The 17,635-nt window shown below is 59.3% G+C and carries 18 protein-coding genes and 1 pseudogene; 7 read left to right on the top strand and 12 right to left on the bottom strand.

Annotated features, from left to right (window positions below):
- Positions 1 to 33: 33 nt before the first annotated feature.
- A complete protein-coding gene (locus tag ACP7D9_RS12020; protein ID WP_223259141.1) occupies positions 34 to 573 on the bottom strand; it encodes a methyl-accepting chemotaxis protein in 540 nt (179 codons plus the stop codon).
- A 3-nt stretch (positions 574 to 576) separates the two neighbouring features.
- A pseudogene (locus tag ACP7D9_RS12025) lies at positions 577 to 1,353 on the bottom strand (PAS domain-containing protein); the annotation flags it as partial.
- Positions 1,354 to 2,077: 724 nt separating this feature from the next.
- Between ACP7D9_RS12025 and ACP7D9_RS12030 the strand changes: the two are divergent.
- On the top strand, positions 2,078 to 2,485 hold the full coding sequence (locus tag ACP7D9_RS12030; RefSeq protein ID WP_426157623.1) for a GNAT family N-acetyltransferase: 408 nt from the start codon (positions 2,078 to 2,080) through the stop codon (positions 2,483 to 2,485).
- An 81-nt stretch (positions 2,486 to 2,566) separates the two neighbouring features.
- Here ACP7D9_RS12030 and def read toward each other — a convergent pair whose 3' ends face one another.
- From def to ACP7D9_RS12045, 3 genes are all read right to left on the bottom strand, one after another.
- A complete protein-coding gene (gene def / locus ACP7D9_RS12035) occupies positions 2,567 to 3,106 on the bottom strand; it encodes a peptide deformylase (protein ID WP_039758091.1) in 540 nt (179 codons plus the stop codon).
- Positions 3,103 to 4,059 carry a YihY/virulence factor BrkB family protein gene (locus ACP7D9_RS12040; protein WP_101155837.1) on the bottom strand — a complete coding sequence of 319 codons (957 nt, stop codon included), beginning with the start codon at positions 4,057 to 4,059 and terminating at the stop codon, positions 3,103 to 3,105. The genes def and ACP7D9_RS12040 overlap by 4 nt, the downstream gene beginning before the upstream one ends.
- A 163-nt stretch (positions 4,060 to 4,222) precedes the next feature.
- Entirely contained in the window at positions 4,223 to 4,414 is a 192-nt protein-coding gene (locus ACP7D9_RS12045) for a CsbD family protein (RefSeq protein ID WP_042607250.1), read from the bottom strand.
- 194 nt (positions 4,415 to 4,608) lie between these two features.
- On the opposite strand from ACP7D9_RS12045, the gene ACP7D9_RS12050 reads away from it, so the two are divergent.
- Positions 4,609 to 4,986 carry a hypothetical protein gene (locus ACP7D9_RS12050; protein ID WP_042607251.1) on the top strand — a complete coding sequence of 126 codons (378 nt, stop codon included), beginning with the start codon at positions 4,609 to 4,611 and terminating at the stop codon, positions 4,984 to 4,986.
- 164 nt (positions 4,987 to 5,150) lie between these two features.
- Here the strand turns inward: ACP7D9_RS12050 and fadD1 are convergent, their stop codons facing one another.
- Both fadD1 and fadD2 read right to left on the bottom strand, forming a co-directional pair.
- Positions 5,151 to 6,848 carry a long-chain-fatty-acid--CoA ligase FadD1 gene (fadD1, locus tag ACP7D9_RS12055; protein ID WP_426157626.1) on the bottom strand — a complete coding sequence of 566 codons (1,698 nt, stop codon included), beginning with the start codon at positions 6,846 to 6,848 and terminating at the stop codon, positions 5,151 to 5,153.
- Between the two features lie 347 nt (positions 6,849 to 7,195).
- Complete coding sequence (gene fadD2 / locus ACP7D9_RS12060) at positions 7,196 to 8,884, bottom strand: long-chain-fatty-acid--CoA ligase FadD2 (protein WP_426157628.1); 1,689 nt, start codon at positions 8,882 to 8,884, stop codon at positions 7,196 to 7,198.
- 225 nt (positions 8,885 to 9,109) lie between these two features.
- Here fadD2 and ACP7D9_RS12065 point away from each other — a divergent pair, with 225 nt between their 5' ends.
- Positions 9,110 to 10,054: a lysophospholipase gene (locus ACP7D9_RS12065; protein WP_426157630.1), complete on the top strand. Its 945-nt coding sequence runs from the start codon at positions 9,110 to 9,112 to the stop codon at positions 10,052 to 10,054.
- 43 nt (positions 10,055 to 10,097) lie between these two features.
- A complete protein-coding gene (locus ACP7D9_RS12070; protein ID WP_003227420.1) occupies positions 10,098 to 10,568 on the top strand; it encodes a MaoC family dehydratase in 471 nt (156 codons plus the stop codon).
- A 125-nt stretch (positions 10,569 to 10,693) separates the two neighbouring features.
- Here ACP7D9_RS12070 and ACP7D9_RS12075 read toward each other — a convergent pair whose 3' ends face one another.
- A complete protein-coding gene (locus ACP7D9_RS12075) occupies positions 10,694 to 11,161 on the bottom strand; it encodes a ferritin-like domain-containing protein (RefSeq protein ID WP_397479157.1) in 468 nt (155 codons plus the stop codon).
- Positions 11,162 to 11,368: 207 nt separating this feature from the next.
- On the opposite strand from ACP7D9_RS12075, the gene ACP7D9_RS12080 reads away from it, so the two are divergent.
- Both ACP7D9_RS12080 and ACP7D9_RS12085 read left to right on the top strand, forming a co-directional pair.
- Positions 11,369 to 11,605 carry a DUF3820 family protein gene (locus tag ACP7D9_RS12080; RefSeq protein ID WP_101155827.1) on the top strand — a complete coding sequence of 79 codons (237 nt, stop codon included), beginning with the start codon at positions 11,369 to 11,371 and terminating at the stop codon, positions 11,603 to 11,605.
- A 30-nt stretch (positions 11,606 to 11,635) separates the two neighbouring features.
- The gene (locus ACP7D9_RS12085) at positions 11,636 to 12,817 is read left to right on the top strand and encodes an aminotransferase class V-fold PLP-dependent enzyme (RefSeq protein ID WP_397479158.1); all 1,182 of its coding nucleotides are present in this window, start codon (positions 11,636 to 11,638) and stop codon (positions 12,815 to 12,817) included.
- Here ACP7D9_RS12085 and ACP7D9_RS12090 read toward each other — a convergent pair.
- From ACP7D9_RS12090 to zwf, 4 genes are all read right to left on the bottom strand, one after another.
- Positions 12,814 to 13,296 carry a hypothetical protein gene (locus ACP7D9_RS12090; protein WP_101155825.1) on the bottom strand — a complete coding sequence of 161 codons (483 nt, stop codon included), beginning with the start codon at positions 13,294 to 13,296 and terminating at the stop codon, positions 12,814 to 12,816. The two genes, ACP7D9_RS12085 and ACP7D9_RS12090, sit on opposite strands and share 4 nt — an antisense overlap.
- 268 nt (positions 13,297 to 13,564) lie before the next feature.
- A complete protein-coding gene (locus ACP7D9_RS12095; RefSeq protein ID WP_016773539.1) occupies positions 13,565 to 14,230 on the bottom strand; it encodes a bifunctional 4-hydroxy-2-oxoglutarate aldolase/2-dehydro-3-deoxy-phosphogluconate aldolase in 666 nt (221 codons plus the stop codon).
- 17 nt (positions 14,231 to 14,247) lie between these two features.
- Positions 14,248 to 14,961 (bottom strand): 6-phosphogluconolactonase, encoded by a 714-nt coding sequence (pgl, locus tag ACP7D9_RS12100; RefSeq protein ID WP_426157634.1) that lies wholly within the window; start codon positions 14,959 to 14,961, stop codon positions 14,248 to 14,250.
- Positions 14,948 to 16,414 (bottom strand): glucose-6-phosphate dehydrogenase, encoded by a 1,467-nt coding sequence (gene zwf, locus ACP7D9_RS12105; RefSeq protein WP_101155821.1) that lies wholly within the window; start codon positions 16,412 to 16,414, stop codon positions 14,948 to 14,950. Before zwf ends, pgl begins: the two co-directional genes overlap by 14 nt.
- 226 nt (positions 16,415 to 16,640) lie before the next feature.
- Between zwf and ACP7D9_RS12110 the strand changes: the two genes are divergently transcribed.
- On the top strand, positions 16,641 to 17,501 hold the full coding sequence (locus tag ACP7D9_RS12110) for a MurR/RpiR family transcriptional regulator (protein ID WP_172604568.1): 861 nt from the start codon (positions 16,641 to 16,643) through the stop codon (positions 17,499 to 17,501).
- Positions 17,502 to 17,635 lie beyond the last annotated feature (134 nt).

Raw genomic sequence — 17,635 nt, forward strand, 5'->3', positions numbered from 1 at the left:
CCGCTCCCACGGGTTTTGTATGGTCTGAAGTTTTCAGTTCAATTGCAGGGTCTCATTGAACTGACTGATCGCATCCACCACATGCCGCGAGCCCTGCTGAATCTCGAGGATCACCTCGCCCGCCTCGTTCGCCAGTTCCACGCCCAACCCGGTACGGCTCAGACTCGACTGCATGCTCGACACTGCGCTGAGCGACAGGTCGTGGTTTTTGCGCACTACGTCGACGATTTCCAGCGTTGCCTGGCTGGTGCGCGCAGCGAGGCTGCGCACTTCATCGGCGACAACCGCAAAACCGCGTCCATGCTCACCGGCCCGCGCGGCTTCAATCGCCGCGTTGAGCGCCAGCAAATTGGTCTGATCGGCAATCCCGCGAATCGTCTGGACGATGGTGCCGATGATGTCCGACTGTTTGCTTACCGCATCGATACTTACCGCCGCTTCATTCAGGTCGCGCGAAATATCCTGAATGATCTGCACGGTCTGCTGCACCACCTGTGAGCCTTTCTGCGCGCAAGCGTCGTTTTGCACCGAGGTACTGTGGGCCGATTCCGCAGCGTTCTGCAGGGTGGTCATCTGCTTGGTGATATCACTGGCGAACTTGACCACTTTGTACAAGCGGCCCTTGGCATCGAACAGCGGGTTGTACGAGGCTTCCAGGTAAACCATCTGCCCGGCCTTGTTCTTGCGCTCGAAACGGTGCGAGTGATATTCGCCGCGATTGAGCGAAGCCCAGAACGCCTTGTATTGCGCGGATTCGGCTTCGGCGCGGTGACAGAACAGGCTGTGGTGCTGGCCGACAATTTCATTGTGCGAGTACTGCATGGTCTGCAGAAAGTTGTCGTTGGCGCGGATGACATGACCTTCGGGGGTGAACTCGATCACCGCCATGGAACGGCCGATCGCCGCCAGCATGGCTTGTTCTTCATGCTCCTTGTTGATGCGCGCGGTGATGTCCGCCGCAACCTTGATCACACTTCTGACCTGTTTGTCTGGCCCGAACACCGGCATGTAACTGGCTTCAAGCCAGATTTCGCGGCCGCTCTTGTTCAGGCGCAGGAAAGTGCCGCTGAGCGGTTCACCACGGGCCAGATCGCGCCACAACTTCGCGTAGTCCTCGCTGCGATAAAAGCTCTCTTCGCAGAAGATCCGATGGTGCTTGCCGCGAACCTCATCGGCGCTGTAGCCCAGGGTCTTGCAGAAGTGCTCGTTGGCGTCGAGGACGATCCCTTCCGGGGTGAACTCGATCATCGCCATCGAGCGGCTGATCGCTTCTATCTTCGCGTTGGCTTCGGTCAGCGCGCAGCTGAAGCGCTCGATTTCCCGCAGGTCAGCCTTGTGATGTAGGTTGAACATGGTTGTATCACCTTCCGCGCGTTCTTTTGATTGGATGAAAGTTCAGGTCTTTCACGATCCACCACTACGTTCTACAGAACAGGCACACGCCTTCCTCCAAAGGAGGAAGTTGTCAGGTGATAAATGATGATCAATCGGAGGGTTCGTGCAGCGACGCTCTGATCAAGACATCCTTTTCTTGATAGCCCGCATGCGGGCCAGCCCTAACGCGTAGAAGAACTTCCATTTAGGTGACGCTCCTTGTTGGTTCAGTGTCGGTGCCTTGGACGGCGCACTCTGGCAGCATGAATCACGGACCAACCCTGTTCCGCCGCCCTGTTGGCATGACGGTCGACATGGTTAGTTACCTGCAAAGCATAGCCATCCCGACGCCGGGCGCAAGGCCACTAGTCGGCCAGTATCTGGCGTTTTTTGCACAAGAAACGGTTCAGCGCGGCAGGGCGATGTGGTGAAAACGGACGTTTTCGCCACAGAGGCGGGAAGCCCGAGAGACGGGCTTCCGACGGGTTTGATCAATGGCCGAAGATGTCGACTTTCCTGGCTTTCTTTTCCGCGCGTTTTTCCATGGCGGTCTTGGCCGGCTTTTTCTTCGCAGCTTTCTTTGAATCCATACCTTTTGACATGACCGGTACTCCACTCACAGGGGTGTGAGTTCAGGTATACACCTATCCCGAGGCGCGCGTTCTTTTATAATCGGCGCTTTTCGCAGCGACAGCCCGACCCCATGCCTGACATCCTCTACAGCCAGCTCGACGAATCGTTGTGGCCGCTGATGAACAAGTTCTACCGCAGCCATCAGTCTTCGATGAAAGCCGTGCGCGAGGCGCAGTTGTGGGTCGCCAGGCGCGGCGAGATCGTGGCGGCGCTGTGCCTGCGACCGGTATCGGGCGGGCATTGGCTGACCGGGTTGTTGGTTGATCCGGGACTTCGTGAACAGGGCATTGCGGGGCAGTTGATGGCGGCGGCGCTCAAGGATGTCGACGAGCCGGTATGGCTGTTCTGCCACCCGGAGCTGCGCGGGTTTTATGAGCGGCGCGGCTTCAGCTTCGACCCGGCGCTGCCGCAGGCAATGGCGGAGCGGCTGAGCCGGTACGCGCGCAGCAAGCCGATGATTGCGATGGGGCTAGTTTGAAGATCAACAGATCGCAGCGTTCGGCAGCTCCTGCATCGATCCCTGTAGAAGCTGTCGAAGGCTGCGATTTTCTGATTCTGGTTAATCGTCAGCGTTGGGATCGAGATCCGGGAACAGCACTTCGGTAAAGCCGAACTTGCTGAAATCGGTAATCCGCGACGGATACAGCCGACCGATCAGGTGATCGCATTCATGCTGCACCACCCGCGCATGAAACCCGGAGGCCACGCGCACAATCGGCTCGCCCTTCGGATCAAAGCCTTCGTAGCGAATCTGCTGATACCGATCAACCGCGCCGCGCAAGCCCGGCACTGACAAACAGCCTTCGAAGCCCTCTTCCATCAACGGATTCAACGGCGTGATCAGCGGATTGATCAGAATCGTCTGCGGTACCGCTTCAGCGTCCGGGTAACGCTCGCTGTGCTCGAAACCGAAGATCACCAGTTGCAGATCGACGCCGATCTGCGGCGCCGCCAGGCCAACGCCGCCGACGCTTTCCATGGTCTGGAACATGTCGTCGATCAATTGCCAGAGCTCGGCGCTGTTGAACATTTCCGGCGGTACCGGCGGTGCGATGCGCAGCAGGCGCTCGTCGCCCATTTTCAGAATTTCACGAATCATGGTCGTGCTTCATCAGTGTCCGGCTTGAGCGAATGATCACGCCCCAGACCCGAAACGTGTTGTTTGGTCGATTCATCGGGCTCGCCAGGGGCTTTTTCGCCCTTGTCCTTGCCTTCGGCAGACATGTGCTCGATCACCGCATTCATTTCCGCGCCGAGCAACAGCACCGCGGCGGAGATATAGAAATACAGCAAGAGCACGATGATCGCCCCGATGCTGCCGTACATCGCGTTGTAGTTGGCGAAAGTTTTTACGTAGAAGGCAAAACCCAGCGACGCGAGGATCCACACCACCACGGCCAGCACCGAACCTGGGGTGATGAAGCGGAAATCCTGTTTGACGTCGGGCATCACGTAGTAGATCAGCGCCACCGCGACCATCATCAGAATGACGATCACCGGCCAGCGCGCAATCGTCCACACCGTGACGATGAAGTCTTCCAGGCCCACTTGTGCGGCAATCCAGCCCATCACCTGCGGCCCGAGCACCATCAGCGCAGCGGCGATCAGCAGCATGCCGGCAATGCCGACGGTGTACACGATCGACAAAGGGAAACGCTTCCAGATCGGCCGGCCTTCGACTACGTCATAAGCCGCGTTCATCGCGCTCATCATCAGGCGCACGCCGGCGGAAGCGGTGTACAGGGCGATAACGATACCGATGGAAAGCAGGCCACCCTTCGATTGCTGCAGCTGATCGATCACCGGATTGACCTGCTCCAGCGCTTGCGGCGGCAGAACCAGTTCGGTTTGCAGACGCAGCCAGGAAAAGAAGTCCGGCAGGTGCAGGAAACCGATCAGGGCGATCAGGAAGAGGATGAAGGGAAACAGCGAGAACAGCATCTGGTAGGCCAGTGCCGAGGCGTAGGTCGACATTTCGTCATCGACGAACTCAGTGACCGTGCGCACCATCACCCGGTGCAGGGGCAGACCTTTCATGTCCGGAAATATCATTCGCGTCTCCTTGCGCCGCAAAAGGTTGAAGTCGTGGCGACTCAGGGGCCGTTTTTTACCTCAAGGTAGCCTACTTGGCGATCCTTCGGCGGATGACCGCAGGGTTCTGATACAAAAACGGCCATCCTTGGATGGCCGCTCGTGTGATTCGTTCAAGGCTCGCTTACGCCTTGTCGACGCCTTTTTTCACGGCGTCCTTGGCGTTGCCAACCGCTTGCTGGGCTTCGCCTTTTTTCTCTTGAACTTTGCCTTCCGCGCGCAGCTTGTCGTTATCAGTAGCTTTGCCGACGCCTTGCTTGACGTTACCAACGGCTTCGTTGGCCATGCCTTTTACTTTATCGCCTGTGCTACTCATGGTGTTTCTCCGTGAAGCATAAAGGGAAGAAAAGTCATTACGTAACGATTGACCGGTGCGCTTTGCGCCGAGTTTCATTTATTTTGCGGGCATTTCGTCGCGACGCGCAGGTTGCGCTTTATGTTTGCCAGCGTTGCCCCGAGAATGCTCAGCCTATGGGCGTTGCGCCCCGCACACCGATTCGCAGGAATGTCATGAAGCTCAATAAAACCCAGGCCATCGCCCGTCGCAACCAGCAACTGGGCGGCGCCGTGCTCGGCACCAACAACTGCCACTTCGCCGAACTGAACCGCAACCGCAACATTTGGTGGTTCGACCTGCCGGTATCGCGTCTGGCCATCGGTCAGTACGAGTGGATTCACTTGCTGCTGCACACCCCGGCCACTGATGAGCTGCTGCATTTGAAAGTGCCAACCGTGTTTCTGCGCGAGAAGCTCGAAGGGCTGGTGATTCGCAACGAAGGCAAGCGCAAGGCGGCGTTGAGCCTGGAACTGAGTGCGGACAAGGATTCGTATCTGCAGGACATGCGTCCGGCAGGCACCAATGTGAATTTTGCGCCGTTCCGTCAGTAGCCAAAAAGCTTCGCGAGCAAGCCCGCTCCCACATTCAACTGCATTCCGTCAGTTGGAATACAGTCAAATGTAGGAGCGGGCTTGCTCGCAAAGACGGCATCACAGGCAACGCACGTCTACAGTCTGCATCAACAAAAAGCCCCGCATCTGCGGGGCTTTTTGTTTTAGGCGGCGCTCTTGGCCTTGAGCTTCTTCAGCTCTTCATCACGCAACTCGCGGCGCAGGATCTTGCCGACATTGGTGGTCGGCAGGGCGTCGCGGAATTCCACCGAGCGCGGCACCTTGTAGCCGGTGACGTTGGCGCGCATATGGTCCATGACCTGCTCTTTGGTCAGGTTCACACCCGGTTTGGCGACGATGAAAATCTTGATCGCCTCACCCGATTTCTCGTCCGGCACGCCGATCGCCGCGCACTGCAACACGCCCGGCAAAGTCGCGAGCACGTCTTCCAGTTCGTTCGGATAGACGTTGAAGCCAGACACCAGAATCATGTCCTTCTTGCGATCAACGATGCGCATGTAGCCGTCCGGCTGGATCAGCGCGATGTCACCGGTTTTCAGCCAGCCGTCGCTGTCGAGCATTTCATCGGTGGCTTCCTGACGCTGCCAGTAGCCCTTCATCACCTGCGGGCCCTTGACGCACAGCTCGCCGATTTCGCCCAGGGGCTGCTCGACACCGGCGTCATTGATGACTTTGCACAGGGTCGACGGCACTGGAATGCCGATGGTGCCGATCTGGATATGCTGAATCGGATTCACCGTGGCCACCGGGCTGGTTTCGGTCATGCCGTAACCTTCGCAGATGGCACAGCCAGTGACGGCTTTCCAGCGCTCGGCCGCAGCCAGTTGCAGGGCCATGCCACCGGAAAGGGTGACCTTCAACGCGGAGAAATCCAGCTTGCGGAAACCTTCGTTGTTGCACAGCGCCACAAACAGCGTGTTGAGGCCGACGAAGCCGCTGAACTTCCACTTCGACAGTTCCTTGACCATCGCCGGCAGATCGCGCGGGTTGCTGATCAGAATGTTGTGGTTGCCGATCAGCATCATCGCCATGCAGTGAAAGGTGAACGCATAGATGTGATACAGCGGCAACGGCGTGATCAGGATCTCGCAGCCTTCGTTGAGGTTGGAACCCATCAGCGCCTTGCACTGCAACATGTTGGCCACCAGATTGCGGTGCGTGAGCATCGCGCCCTTGGCCACGCCGGTGGTGCCGCCAGTGTATTGCAGCACGGCGACATCGCCGCTGTCCGGGTTTGCTTCGGCCACTGGCTGGCCGTGGCCCTTGCTCAGGACGTCGTTGAACTTGATGGCCTTGGGCAAGTGATAGGCCGGAACCATTTTCTTCACGTACTTGATGACGCTGTTGATCAGCAGGCGCTTGATCGGCGGCAGCAGATCGGCGACTTCGGTAACGATGACGTGTTTGACCCCGGTCTTCGGCACCACGGCTTCGGCCAGGTGCGCCATGTTCGCCAGGCAAACGAGGGCTTTGGCGCCGGAGTCGTTGAATTGGTGTTCCATTTCCCGCGCGGTGTACAGCGGGTTGGTGTTGACCACGATCAACCCGGCGCGAATGGCACCGAAGACCGCGACCGGGTATTGCAGGACGTTGGGCAGTTGCACGGCGATTCGATCACCGGGCTGCAAGTCGGTATGCTGTTGCAGATACGCGGCAAAGGCACCGGACAGCTCGTACAGCTCACCGTAGGTGATTGTCTTGCCCAGGTTGCTGAAAGCCGGTTTGTTGGCGAAGCGTTGGCAGGATTGCTTCAACACTGCCTGAATGTTCGGATACTCGTCTGGATTGATCTCGGCTGCGATTCCAGCCGGATACTTATCCTTCCAAAAGTCTTCGATCATGGAAGCCCACTCCTCAGCAACGCGAATTCTTCACCGCATTTGATGCGATTATTATTGGTGTGTGTTTTGTATTGGTGAATCCGGCGTTTTACAGGCCGAGAAGTCACAAAGCGCGCCGAGAGTAGCAGCTTTGCAAAGGGCCGACCAGAGCCAAAAGCGGCCCCTACAGTCACATTGATGACTCAAGACTTGCCAGCAGTCATTTTAGAGCAAAAATCCTATTAACCCTTGAAAGCCCGTGATCATGGGGGTTTAAAAAACAAAAGATCGCAGCCTGCGGCAGCTCCTACACTGGATGCGTTTCCTGTAGGAGCTGCCGCAGGCTGCGATCTTTTCGCTTTTAAGCTTTATGCGATGTCGCGCAACTCGCGCCGCAGAATTTTCCCTACAGGCGTCATCGGCAACGACTCACGCAGCACGATGTGTTTCGGCACCTTGTAGGCGGTGAAATTCTCTTTGCAGTAAGCCTTCAGCTCTTCCAGGCTGACGCCGGTTTCCCGCGCCACGACAAACAACTTCACCGCCTCCCCCGAACGCTCGTCCGGCACGCCGATCACCGCACAGTTGGCGACTTTCGGGTGAGCCATGACCACGTCTTCGATTTCGTTGGGATACACGTTGAAGCCGGAGACGATGATCATGTCCTTCTTGCGATCGACGATGCGCACGAAACCGTCCGGGTCGATCACCGCGATATCGCCGGACTTGAACCAGCCCTCGGCGTCGAGCACTTCGGCGGTGGCCTCGGGTTTGTTCCAATAGCCTTTCATGATCTGCGGGCCTTTGATGCACAGCTCGCCGCGCTCGCCCAGCGGCTGCTCGGCCCCGTCATCATTGATGATTTTCACCAGCGTGCCTGGTACCGGCAGGCCGACGGTGCCCAGGCGCGACTGGTCGCCGTAAGGATTGGTGCAGGCCACTGGCGAGGTTTCGGTCAGGCCGTAGCCTTCGGTGATGCGGCACCCGGTCATCTGTTCCCAGCGCTCGGCGGTGGCCTTGACCAGCGCGGTGCCCCCTGAGTTGGTCAGCTTCAGGCTGGAAAAATCCAGACTCTTGAAATCAGGATGGTCCATCAACGCGACGAACAAAGTGTTCAAACCCAGCAGCGCCGAGAACCGCCAGTTCTTCAACTCCTTGATGAAGCCGGCAATGTCGCGCGGATTGGAGATCAACACGTTGTGGTTGCCCGACACCATCATGCACATGCAATTCGCGGTGAAGGCATAGATGTGGTACAGCGGCAGCGGCGCAATCATCACCTCCTGGCCTTCGCGCAACAGCGGCTGACCGTCCGGGCCGAGTTGAGCCAGGCAGGCGCGCACCTGCTGCATATTCGCCACCAGATTGCCGTGGGTGAGCATCGCGCCCTTCGCCAGGCCTGTGGTGCCGCCGGTGTATTGCAGCACGGCGATGTCATCGAGGCCGACGTTCAGCGGCTTGATACCCAGGCCGCGGCCCATGCGCAGCGCGCTTTTGAACGAGGTCGCTTGCGGCAACGAATACTCGGGGACCAGTTTCTTCACGTTGCTGACCACGGTGTTGACCAGCCAGCCCTTGGCGGCGGGCATCAGGTCGCCCATCTTCGCTTCGATCAGGTATTGAATGTCGGTGTCGGGCAGCACTTGCTGGACTTTCTGCCCGAACAGGTTCAGGTAGACCAGCGCCCGCGCTCCGGAATCCTTGAACTGGTGGCGCATCTCCCGTGGCGTGTACAACGGGTTGGTATTGACCACGATCAGCCCGGCGCGCAGAGCGCCGAACACCGCAATCGGATAATGCAGAACGTTGGGCATCTGCACCGCAATGCGATCGCCCGGCACCAGGTCGGTGTGGGCCTGCAGGTAACCGGCGAATGCCGCACTCTGACGTTCGAGTTCGGCGTAGGTCAGGGTGATGCCCATGCTGCTGAACGCCGGGCGATCAGCGAACTTCTTGCAGGAACGCTCAAACACTTCGATCACCGACTTGAACTCGCTCATGTCGATGTCCAGCGGTACGCCGGCCGGGCGTTTGTCATTCCAGAAATCAGGTTGCATTGTTCTTGTCCTCTTTACCTGAGCCGATCCGGGAGCCGCTTTCTGTCGTTTCTGCTTCATCCATGGAAGGCGAAAAGCACAAAGCGGAGCTCCACGGACACTAGCAGCTATGGCCAATCAGGCAAATATGGCCAAAGCCGTCATTGATCGCGTGAATCTTCCTGCCGTGGCGTGGGCTGATCAGACGCGCTATACACTCTGGCGATGCTGAGCAAAGGAATCGCCATGACCCACGACACCTTCTGGCTGGACGCGAGTGACCGCAGCCGCCTGTCCGTCAACCGCTGGCGGCCGGCCACGCCATTGAAAGCGGTGATACTGCTGGCTCACGGAATGGCCGAACACAGCGCTCGCTACGCGCGGCTCGCCGACACGTTTTGCGACAAAGACTATGGCGTCTACGCTCCGGATCTGCGCGGCCATGGTCGCACTGCGGACAACGCCACCCTCGGCCATTTCGCCGACGACGATGGCTGGTGCAAGGTCGTCGGCGATCTGGCCAGCCTCAACCAGCACATCGGCCAGCAACACCCCGGCGTGCCGATCATCCTGCTCGGCCACAGCATGGGCAGCTACATCGCCCAAGCCTATCTGCTGCACCACAGCGCCAGTCTGCACGGGGCGATTCTCAGCGGTTCGAATTACCAGCCAGTGGCGCTGTATCGCGCAGCGCGGCAGATTGCCCGGCTGGAAAAACTGCGCCAGGGCGGCAAAGGCCGCAGCGCATTGATCGAATGGCTGTCGTTCGGCTCCTTCAACAACCGATTCAAACCGGTACGCACCCGCTTCGACTGGCTGAGCCGCGATCCGGCCGAGGTCGACAGGTACGCCGCCGACCCGTTGTGCGGCTTTCGTTGCACCAATCAACTGTGGATCGACCTGCTCGGCGGCTTGCAGCAAATCAGCAAAGCGTCCAATCTCGCGCAGATCGATCCGGGCCTGCCGCTGCTGGTGATTGGCGGCGAATGTGATCCGGTGAGCGAGGGCAAGCGTCTGACAGATCTGGCCAATGCCTTGCGCAGGGCCGGCAGCCAGCATCTGCAACTGAAGATCTACCCGCAGGCCCGGCACGAATTGTTCAACGAAACCAATCGCGACGAAGTGACCGCCGATGTGCTCGCCTGGATCAACCAGGCCCTGAGCCATCCGCGCCCGCAGCGCAGCGAATAATCTTTTGTGGATTCACTGAAATCCGTCACAGGAATCGAAACCGATGACTCAGGTTACCAACATCCCTTACGAAGCCCTTGAAGTCGGCCAGACCGCCAGCTACAGCAAGACTGTCGAAGAGCGCGACATTCAGCTGTTCGCCGCAATGTCGGGCGACCATAACCCGGTGCACCTGGACGCCGAGTTTGCCGCCGCAAGCATGTTCAAGGAACGCATCGCCCATGGCATGTTCAGCGGTGCGCTGATCAGCGCTGCCGTGGCCTGCGAACTGCCTGGGCCGGGCACTATTTATATCGGTCAGCAGATGAGCTTTCAGAAGCCGGTCAAGATTGGCGACACGCTGACGGTACGCCTGGAGATTCTGGAGAAACTGCCGAAATTTCGCGTGCGCATCGCGACCCGCGTGTTCAACCAGCGCGATGAGCTCGTGGTAGATGGCGAAGCGGAGATTCTCGCGCCACGTAAACAGCAGACGGTGACATTGCCGACATTGCCGGCGATCAGCATTGGTTAATTACGAGGACACATAACGAATGTGGGAGCGGGCTTGCTCGCGAATGCGGTGTGTCCCGCAACGAAGATGTTGCTGACACTGCCTCTTCGCGAGCAAGCCCGCTCCCACAGTTGTTTCAGTGCAGCTTAAGAGTTGGCACGAGCCTGGTTACGCAGGGCTTTCACCTGATCGTGGTTGCGTTGTACGCCGTGGTACTGACGCTCCACCAGATCCTTGATGCCTACCAGATTGTGCTTGTTGATTTTCTCGAGGGCTTCGCGATATGCCTTCAGCGCATGGTCTTCACCGCGCTCGGCCTCGTTCAGTACGGCCTCTTCATCTTTACCGGTGAACATCGATTTCACATCGACCCAGCGACGGTGCAGGTCACCGCTCATGCTGGTGGAAGTTTCCGGATCGCCACCCAGTGAACGAACCTGAGCCTGCAGCTCAGCGGCCGCGGTAGCGCAGTCGGCGGAGCGAGTAACAAACAGGGTTTTGAGTTCTGGATGCTTGATGTCTTCGGCGCAAGTCTTGAACCCTTCCTGACCGTCCTTGCAGGTTTCAATCAGGTCGTTGAGTACAGAGATGGCTTCTTTATTCATGTCGGTCATTTTTCAATTCCTTGCGATGGGTTGAAGATGCAAGGGATATTGCAGCGTGCGTGCCAGCTTCGCTTATAGAAATAAAATCTTTATTTTCAATAACTTATAAAAGATTGAACCATCTGTATGCTGGTTTTTTGCATGATCTGTCATTTGGCCTGCATGCAGAATGCCTGTATTTTTCAGGCTGATCTGGAAACCAATTGAAGCGTGCCGATGAATCCGGAAAAACTCGAACTGTTGATCACTCGCCAGATGCCTTTCGGCAAGTACAAGGGCCGAATCATTGCCGACTTGCCTGGCCCTTATCTGAACTGGTTTGCCCGAGAAGGCTTTCCCCATGGCGAACTCGGTGGCCTGCTGGCGCTGATGCAGGAGATTGACCACAACGGCCTCTCCGATTTGCTCCAACCGCTACGTGCCAAACACGGCAGACCCGCCCCGCGCCACTGATGCGCCCTCCTCTCTTGAGCCATGTCGACCATGCCTGACAACACCCGCCGCGCCCGTGACGAAGCCTTCTGGCAAACCTTCGCCGACCGATACGATGTCCAGCCCGGCCCGGTCAATCTGGAGAACGGTTATTTCGGGCGCATGTCGCGCACGGTGATCGAGGAATACCAGCGCAACATCGAGCTGATCAACACCAGCAACTCGGTTTACGTGCGCCAGCGCTTTGAACAGCACGACAACCTGGAGATTCGCGCGCAACTGGCCGAACTGATCGGCGTGCGCGCGCAAAGCGTAGCCCTGACGCGCAACGCCACCGAAGGCTTGCAATCGCTGATCCGCAATTACAACCGCCTGCAGCCGGGTGATCAGGTGCTGATCTGCGACCTCGAGTACGACACGGTCAAAGGCGCCATGCGCTGGCTGGCGAAACACCGTGGCGTGGAGGTCATTGAAATTGTCCACCGCCATCCGGCCAGTTTCGACAGCCTGCTCGAAACCTACCGCGAGGCTTTTGTCCGCCATCCGAAACTCAAACTGATGGCCCTGACTCACGTCACCCACCGCACCGGGCTGGTCATGCCGGTGCAGGCCATCGCCGCGCTGGCCAAAGAGCACGGCGTCGATATCATCCTTGACGGCGCCCACGCCCTCGGCCAGATCGAGTTCGATCCGCAGGCCTTGGGCATCGCTTTCGCCGGTTACAACCTGCACAAATGGATCGGCGCGCCGCTGACCCTTGGCTTCATTTATATCGACCCGCTGCGTCTGGCCGACATCGATCCGGACATGGGCGAGATGCATTATCCGGTCGCCGACATTCGCTCGCGCACCTCGTACAGCACGCCGAACATCCCGGCGCTGATGACTTTGCCACTGGTGTTCGAAGAGCACGATGCGCTCGGCGGCGCCGCTGCCAAGGGCGCACGCCTCAATTACTTGCGCAACCTGTGGGTCGGCGCCGTTCGCCACTTGCCGGACATCGAGGTGCTGACGCCGGATGATCCGCAACTGTATTGCGCGATCACCTCACTGCGTTTCACCCGGCATGACAATCAACAAGTCATGGCCGAGCGACTGCTGAGTGAGTTCAACCTGTTCACCGTGGTGCGCACCGGCGCCGCATGCGGGCCGTGCATTCGCATCACGCCGGGGCTGACGACCACGGCTGCCGAGATGGAGCTGCTCGTGAGGGCCCTGAACCAGCTGCGCTAGAGCGCCACACCGGCGCTCTTTGCGTAGCCTTCAAGCCCGAGTTGCGACGACACGGCAAAGGTGTCGATGCCAAGGGTCTGGCAGGCGAAGGCTCCGTCTTCGAGATTCTCGCCGGCGATCGGCAGCAATATCAGTTGCGCAGCGTCATCGGCGATGCCTCCACAGCTGCAGCGGCCGGGCAGGTGCAAGGTGCCGGCCCAGGCCTCGTGGTGAGACTGCGCACCCGCCTCGTCGCCGGGAATGAATACGTTCAGGGTCAGGCAAGAAGTGCCGGGCGCCGATCGATCCGGATAGACACTGGTGAAACGGACGATGCCATGGCTATCGGTCGATTGGCTGCCGCCCAGGCGCGTGTCGCCATCGACACGCTGCTGAATGCGCACCAGCGCGCCGATGACCGGCTCGCTGGTCATCGCATCGACCAGCGACAGACGCAGGATCAGCGGCAGACCTTCGACACCTTGACTGATATTGCGCACCTCGGGCTGGGCAACAGGCCGATCGGTGCGACCAGGGAATGGCGGCTTCGGTTGACAGGGAGATTGTGGCGTAGGGGTCAGAGACTGAAGGTCGTCCATGAGGCGTTCTCTCTTCCATAAGGTGAACGCAGGTTAACCCCGTGAAAAAGCCAGCGTGCGGTAACTATGTATCGCAAGATGTACCGGCACTTTTTCAGCGCAAAAAAAAGGTGCGCCGACCAAGCGCACCATAAAGCCGTACAGCACACAACGAAGTGTCAGGTAACAATCAGTCCAGCAGCGCCAGCGCTTCGGCGGTGCATTCCTGAATGCGGGCCCAGTCGCCGTTCTTGATCCACTCCGGATCAAGCATCCAGCTACCGCCCACGCACATGACGTTTTTCAGCGCCATGTAGCTCTTGATATTGGCCGGGCCGACGCCGCCAGTCGGGCAGAATTTCACTTCGCCGAACGGGCCGCCGAGGGCCTTGATTGCCGCCACGCCACCACTGACTTCCGCCGGGAACAGCTTGAAGCGGCGATAGCCCAGGCCGTAGCCCTCCATGATGCCGGAGGCGTTGCTGATGCCCGGCAACAGCGGGATCGGGCTGTCGACGCTGGCTTCGAGCAGGTCGCGGGTGATGCCGGGCGTGACGATGAATTGCGAGCCAGCCGCTTCCGCCGCCGCGAGCATGTTGCGGTCAAGTACGGTGCCGGCACCAGTCATCAGTTCCGGGCGCTGTTCGCGCAGGATCTGAATGGCCTTGAGGCCGAACTGCGAACGCAGGGTCACTTCCAGCGCGGTCAGGCCACCGGCGGCCAGGGCGTCGGCCAATGGCAGCACGTCCTGTTCGCGAGCGATGGTGATCACTGGCAGGATCCGCGCCTTGGCGCAGAGACTGTCGATCAGGGCAACTTTGTCCGCCATGGAAACGGTCGGGGATGGGGTTGTCATAGCGGCTGTTCCTTGGCTCATGGGCACCAGTAGATCTCTAACGTAGGTTGCAGAAACGCGCGCACCGGCATGGCCGCGACGTCATCGGATGCCAACGCGGCATTCAGGGTGGTCAGTTTCGATTGACCGGAAATCGACAGGATCTTGTGCCTGGCCGAGGCCAGCAGCGCGCGGCTCATGGTCAGGCGCTGACGTGGCACGCTGGGCGCCAGCATCGGCCAGCAACGGCGTGTGCCATCGGCTTGCAGGGCTTCGGCGAGGTTCGGGCTGTCGGGGAACAGCGACGCGGTGTGGCCGTCGTCGCCCATGCCCAGCACCAGCACGTCAATCGGCGGCAGCTCGGCGAGCAAACGGTCAGCTTGCTCGGCCGCCTGCTCAACACTGGCTGCCGCGCTGTAGAGGCTGAGGAACTGCGCCTTGGCCGCCGGGCCTTTGAGCAGATATTGCTTGAGCAGGCCGGCATTGCTGTCGGCGTGTTCCACCGGCACCCAGCGTTCGTCAGCCAGCGTGATCACGACTTTTGACCAGTCCAGTTCCTGCTTGGCCAGGTGCTGGAAAAACGCTACCGGGCTGCGTCCACCGGACACCACCAGCACCGCGTTACCGCGTGCCGCGATGGCTTCGCTCAGTTGCTTGGCAACGTTTAGCGCCAAGCCTTCGGCGAGCAAAACCGGGCTGTTGAATTCGCGAGCAGTCACGCCCGCCGGCAGTTGCACATCAGATATCGCCATACCACGACCTCCCGTCCCGCGTGATCAGTGCGATGGAGCTCATCGGCCCCCACGACCCGGCCGCATACGGCTTGGGCGCGTCACCGGATTTTTTCCACCCGGCGATCAGTTGGTCACACCACTTCCACGCGGCTTCGATTTCATCTTTACGGACAAACAGGTTCTGATTGCCGTTCATCACTTCCAGCAACAACCGCTCGTAGGCATCGGGGATCCGCGCGCTACGCCAGGTGTCGGAGAAATTCAGTTGCAGCGGCCCGCTGCGCAGTTGCATGCCTTTATCCAGGCCCTGCTCTTTGGTCATCACCCGCAAGGAGATGCCTTCGTCCGGTTGCAGGCGGATGATCAGTTTGTTGCTGATCTGCAGGCGCTGCTCCGGGGCGAAGATGTAGTGCGACGGTTCCTTGAAGTGAATAACGATCTGCGACAGCTTCTGCGGCATGCGCTTGCCGGTACGCAGATAAAACGGCACGCCGGCCCAGCGCCAGTTGCGAATATCGGCACGCAGGGCGACGAAGGTTTCGGTGTCGCTCTGGGTATTGGAATTCGGCTCTTCGAGGTAACCCGGGACGGATTTGCCTTCGCTGTGGCCGGCGATGTACTGGCCGCGCACCACTTGTGTGGTCAGGCCTTCCGGGCTGATCGGCGCCAGCGCCTTGAGCACTTTCACTTTCTCGTCACGGATGCTGTCGGCGGACAGGTCGGCCGGCGGGTCCATGGCAATCAGGCAGAGCAGCTGCAACAGGTGATTCTGGATCATGTCGCGCAGTTGGCCGGCCTTGTCGAAATAGCCCCAACGCCCTTCGATGCCGACCTTCTCGGCCACGGTGATTTCCACGTGGGAGATGTAATTCTGGTTCCACTGGGTTTCGAACAGGCTGTTGGCGAACCGCAAGGCGATCAGATTCTGAACGGTTTCCTTGCCCAGGTAGTGGTCGATGCGGTAAGTGCGGTCTTCCGGAAAGAACTGCGCCACGGCGTCGTTGACCTTGCGCGACGATTCCAGGTCAGAGCCGATCGGTTTTTCCAGCACCACGCGGGTATTCTCGGCCAGACCGACTTTTTCCAGATTCTCGCAGATCGCGCCGTACACCGCCGCCGGGGTGGCGAAGTAGGCAATCATGCGCTGGCTGCTGCCGGCCAGCTCCGCCAGCGAAACGTAGTCTTCGGCCTTGAGAAAGTCGACGTGCAGATAGGTCAGGCGCGCAAGAAAGCGCTCGGCCACGGTTTCGTTCAGCTCTTTGCCGACGTAGCGGCGCAGTTCGGCGGCGATGAACGCCATGTGTTGCTGCTCGCTGCCGGGCTCACGGGCCAGCGCGATGATCCGCGTGTCCTCGTGCAACAGGTCGGCGCCATCGAGGTGATAAAGGGCAGGAAACAGCTTGCGCAGGGCCAGATCGCCAAGCGCGCCGAACAAGGCAAAGGTGCACGGTTCAACCGTTATGGAAGGCATGATGTTTGTTCTTTTATCAAGTTAAGCTACAAATACCTTTTTTCAAGGCATCACTCAAGGGAAAATGTAGTAATAACCACAACATTTTCGCAGAATACTTAATCCGAGTGGTGGTCGCCCGGACGCATCAGTAGGATAGGCCACCGTCACGGGCCATATCAAAGGCCCAATTTGCATAGCCCGACGCAACTCTGCGTCGGTGAATCAGGAATTCCATATGGACCGCGTGCGAAATTTACTGGAACAGATCCAGAGTCGCCTTGCAGAGCTGAACAAGGCCGAACGTAAGGTCGCCGAGGTGATCCTGCTCAACCCGCAGCAGGCCACCCGCTTCAGCATCGCCGCCCTCGCCCAGGCCGCCTCGGTGAGCGAGCCGACGGTCAACCGTTTCTGCCGTTCGTTCGGTGTCAGCGGTTACCCCGAACTCAAGCTGCAATTGGCCCAGAGCCTGGCCAGCGGCGCGGCGTATGTCAGCCGCGCGGTCGAAGCCGATGACAATCCCGAGGCGTACACGCAGAAGATTTTCGGCAGCGCCATCGCCTCGCTGGACAGCGCTTGCCAGGCGCTGGACCCGAACCTGATCAGCCGCGCCGTCGACCTGTTGATCCAGGCCCGACAGATCCACTTCTTCGGCCTCGGCGCTTCAGCCCCGGTGGCACTGGATGCGCAGCACAAGTTCTTCCGCTTCAACCTCGCGGTGACTGCGCATGCCGATGTGCTGATGCAGCGGATGATTGCCTCGGTGGCGCACACCGGTGAGCTGTTCGTGATCATTTCCTACACCGGGCGTACCCGTGAGCTGGTGGAAGTGGCGCGGATCGCCCGGGAGAACGGTGCTTCGGTGCTGGGCCTGACCGCGGAGAATTCGCCGCTGGCCAAGGCCAGCACCCTGAGCCTGAACATTCCGCTGCCAGAAGACACCGACATCTATATGCCGATGACCTCGCGGATCATTCAGTTGACGGTGCTGGATGTGCTGGCAACGGGGATGACTTTACGCCGTGGCGTGGATTTCCAGCCGCACCTGCGCAAGATCAAAGAAAGCTTGAATGCCAGCCGGTACCCGGTGGGTGACGAGTTCAATTGATCAAGAATCTCGGTTGACTGGTCCGCCCTCTTCGCGAGCAAGCCCGCTCCCACAGAAGATCGGTTTCGAACATAAATTCAGTGTTCACTGAAGATCCAGTGTGGGAGCGAGCTTGCTCGCGAAGGCATCAGCCG

This window comes from Pseudomonas sp. TSRC2-2, assembly GCF_049897785.1.
Lineage (GTDB): Bacteria > Pseudomonadota > Gammaproteobacteria > Pseudomonadales > Pseudomonadaceae > Aquipseudomonas.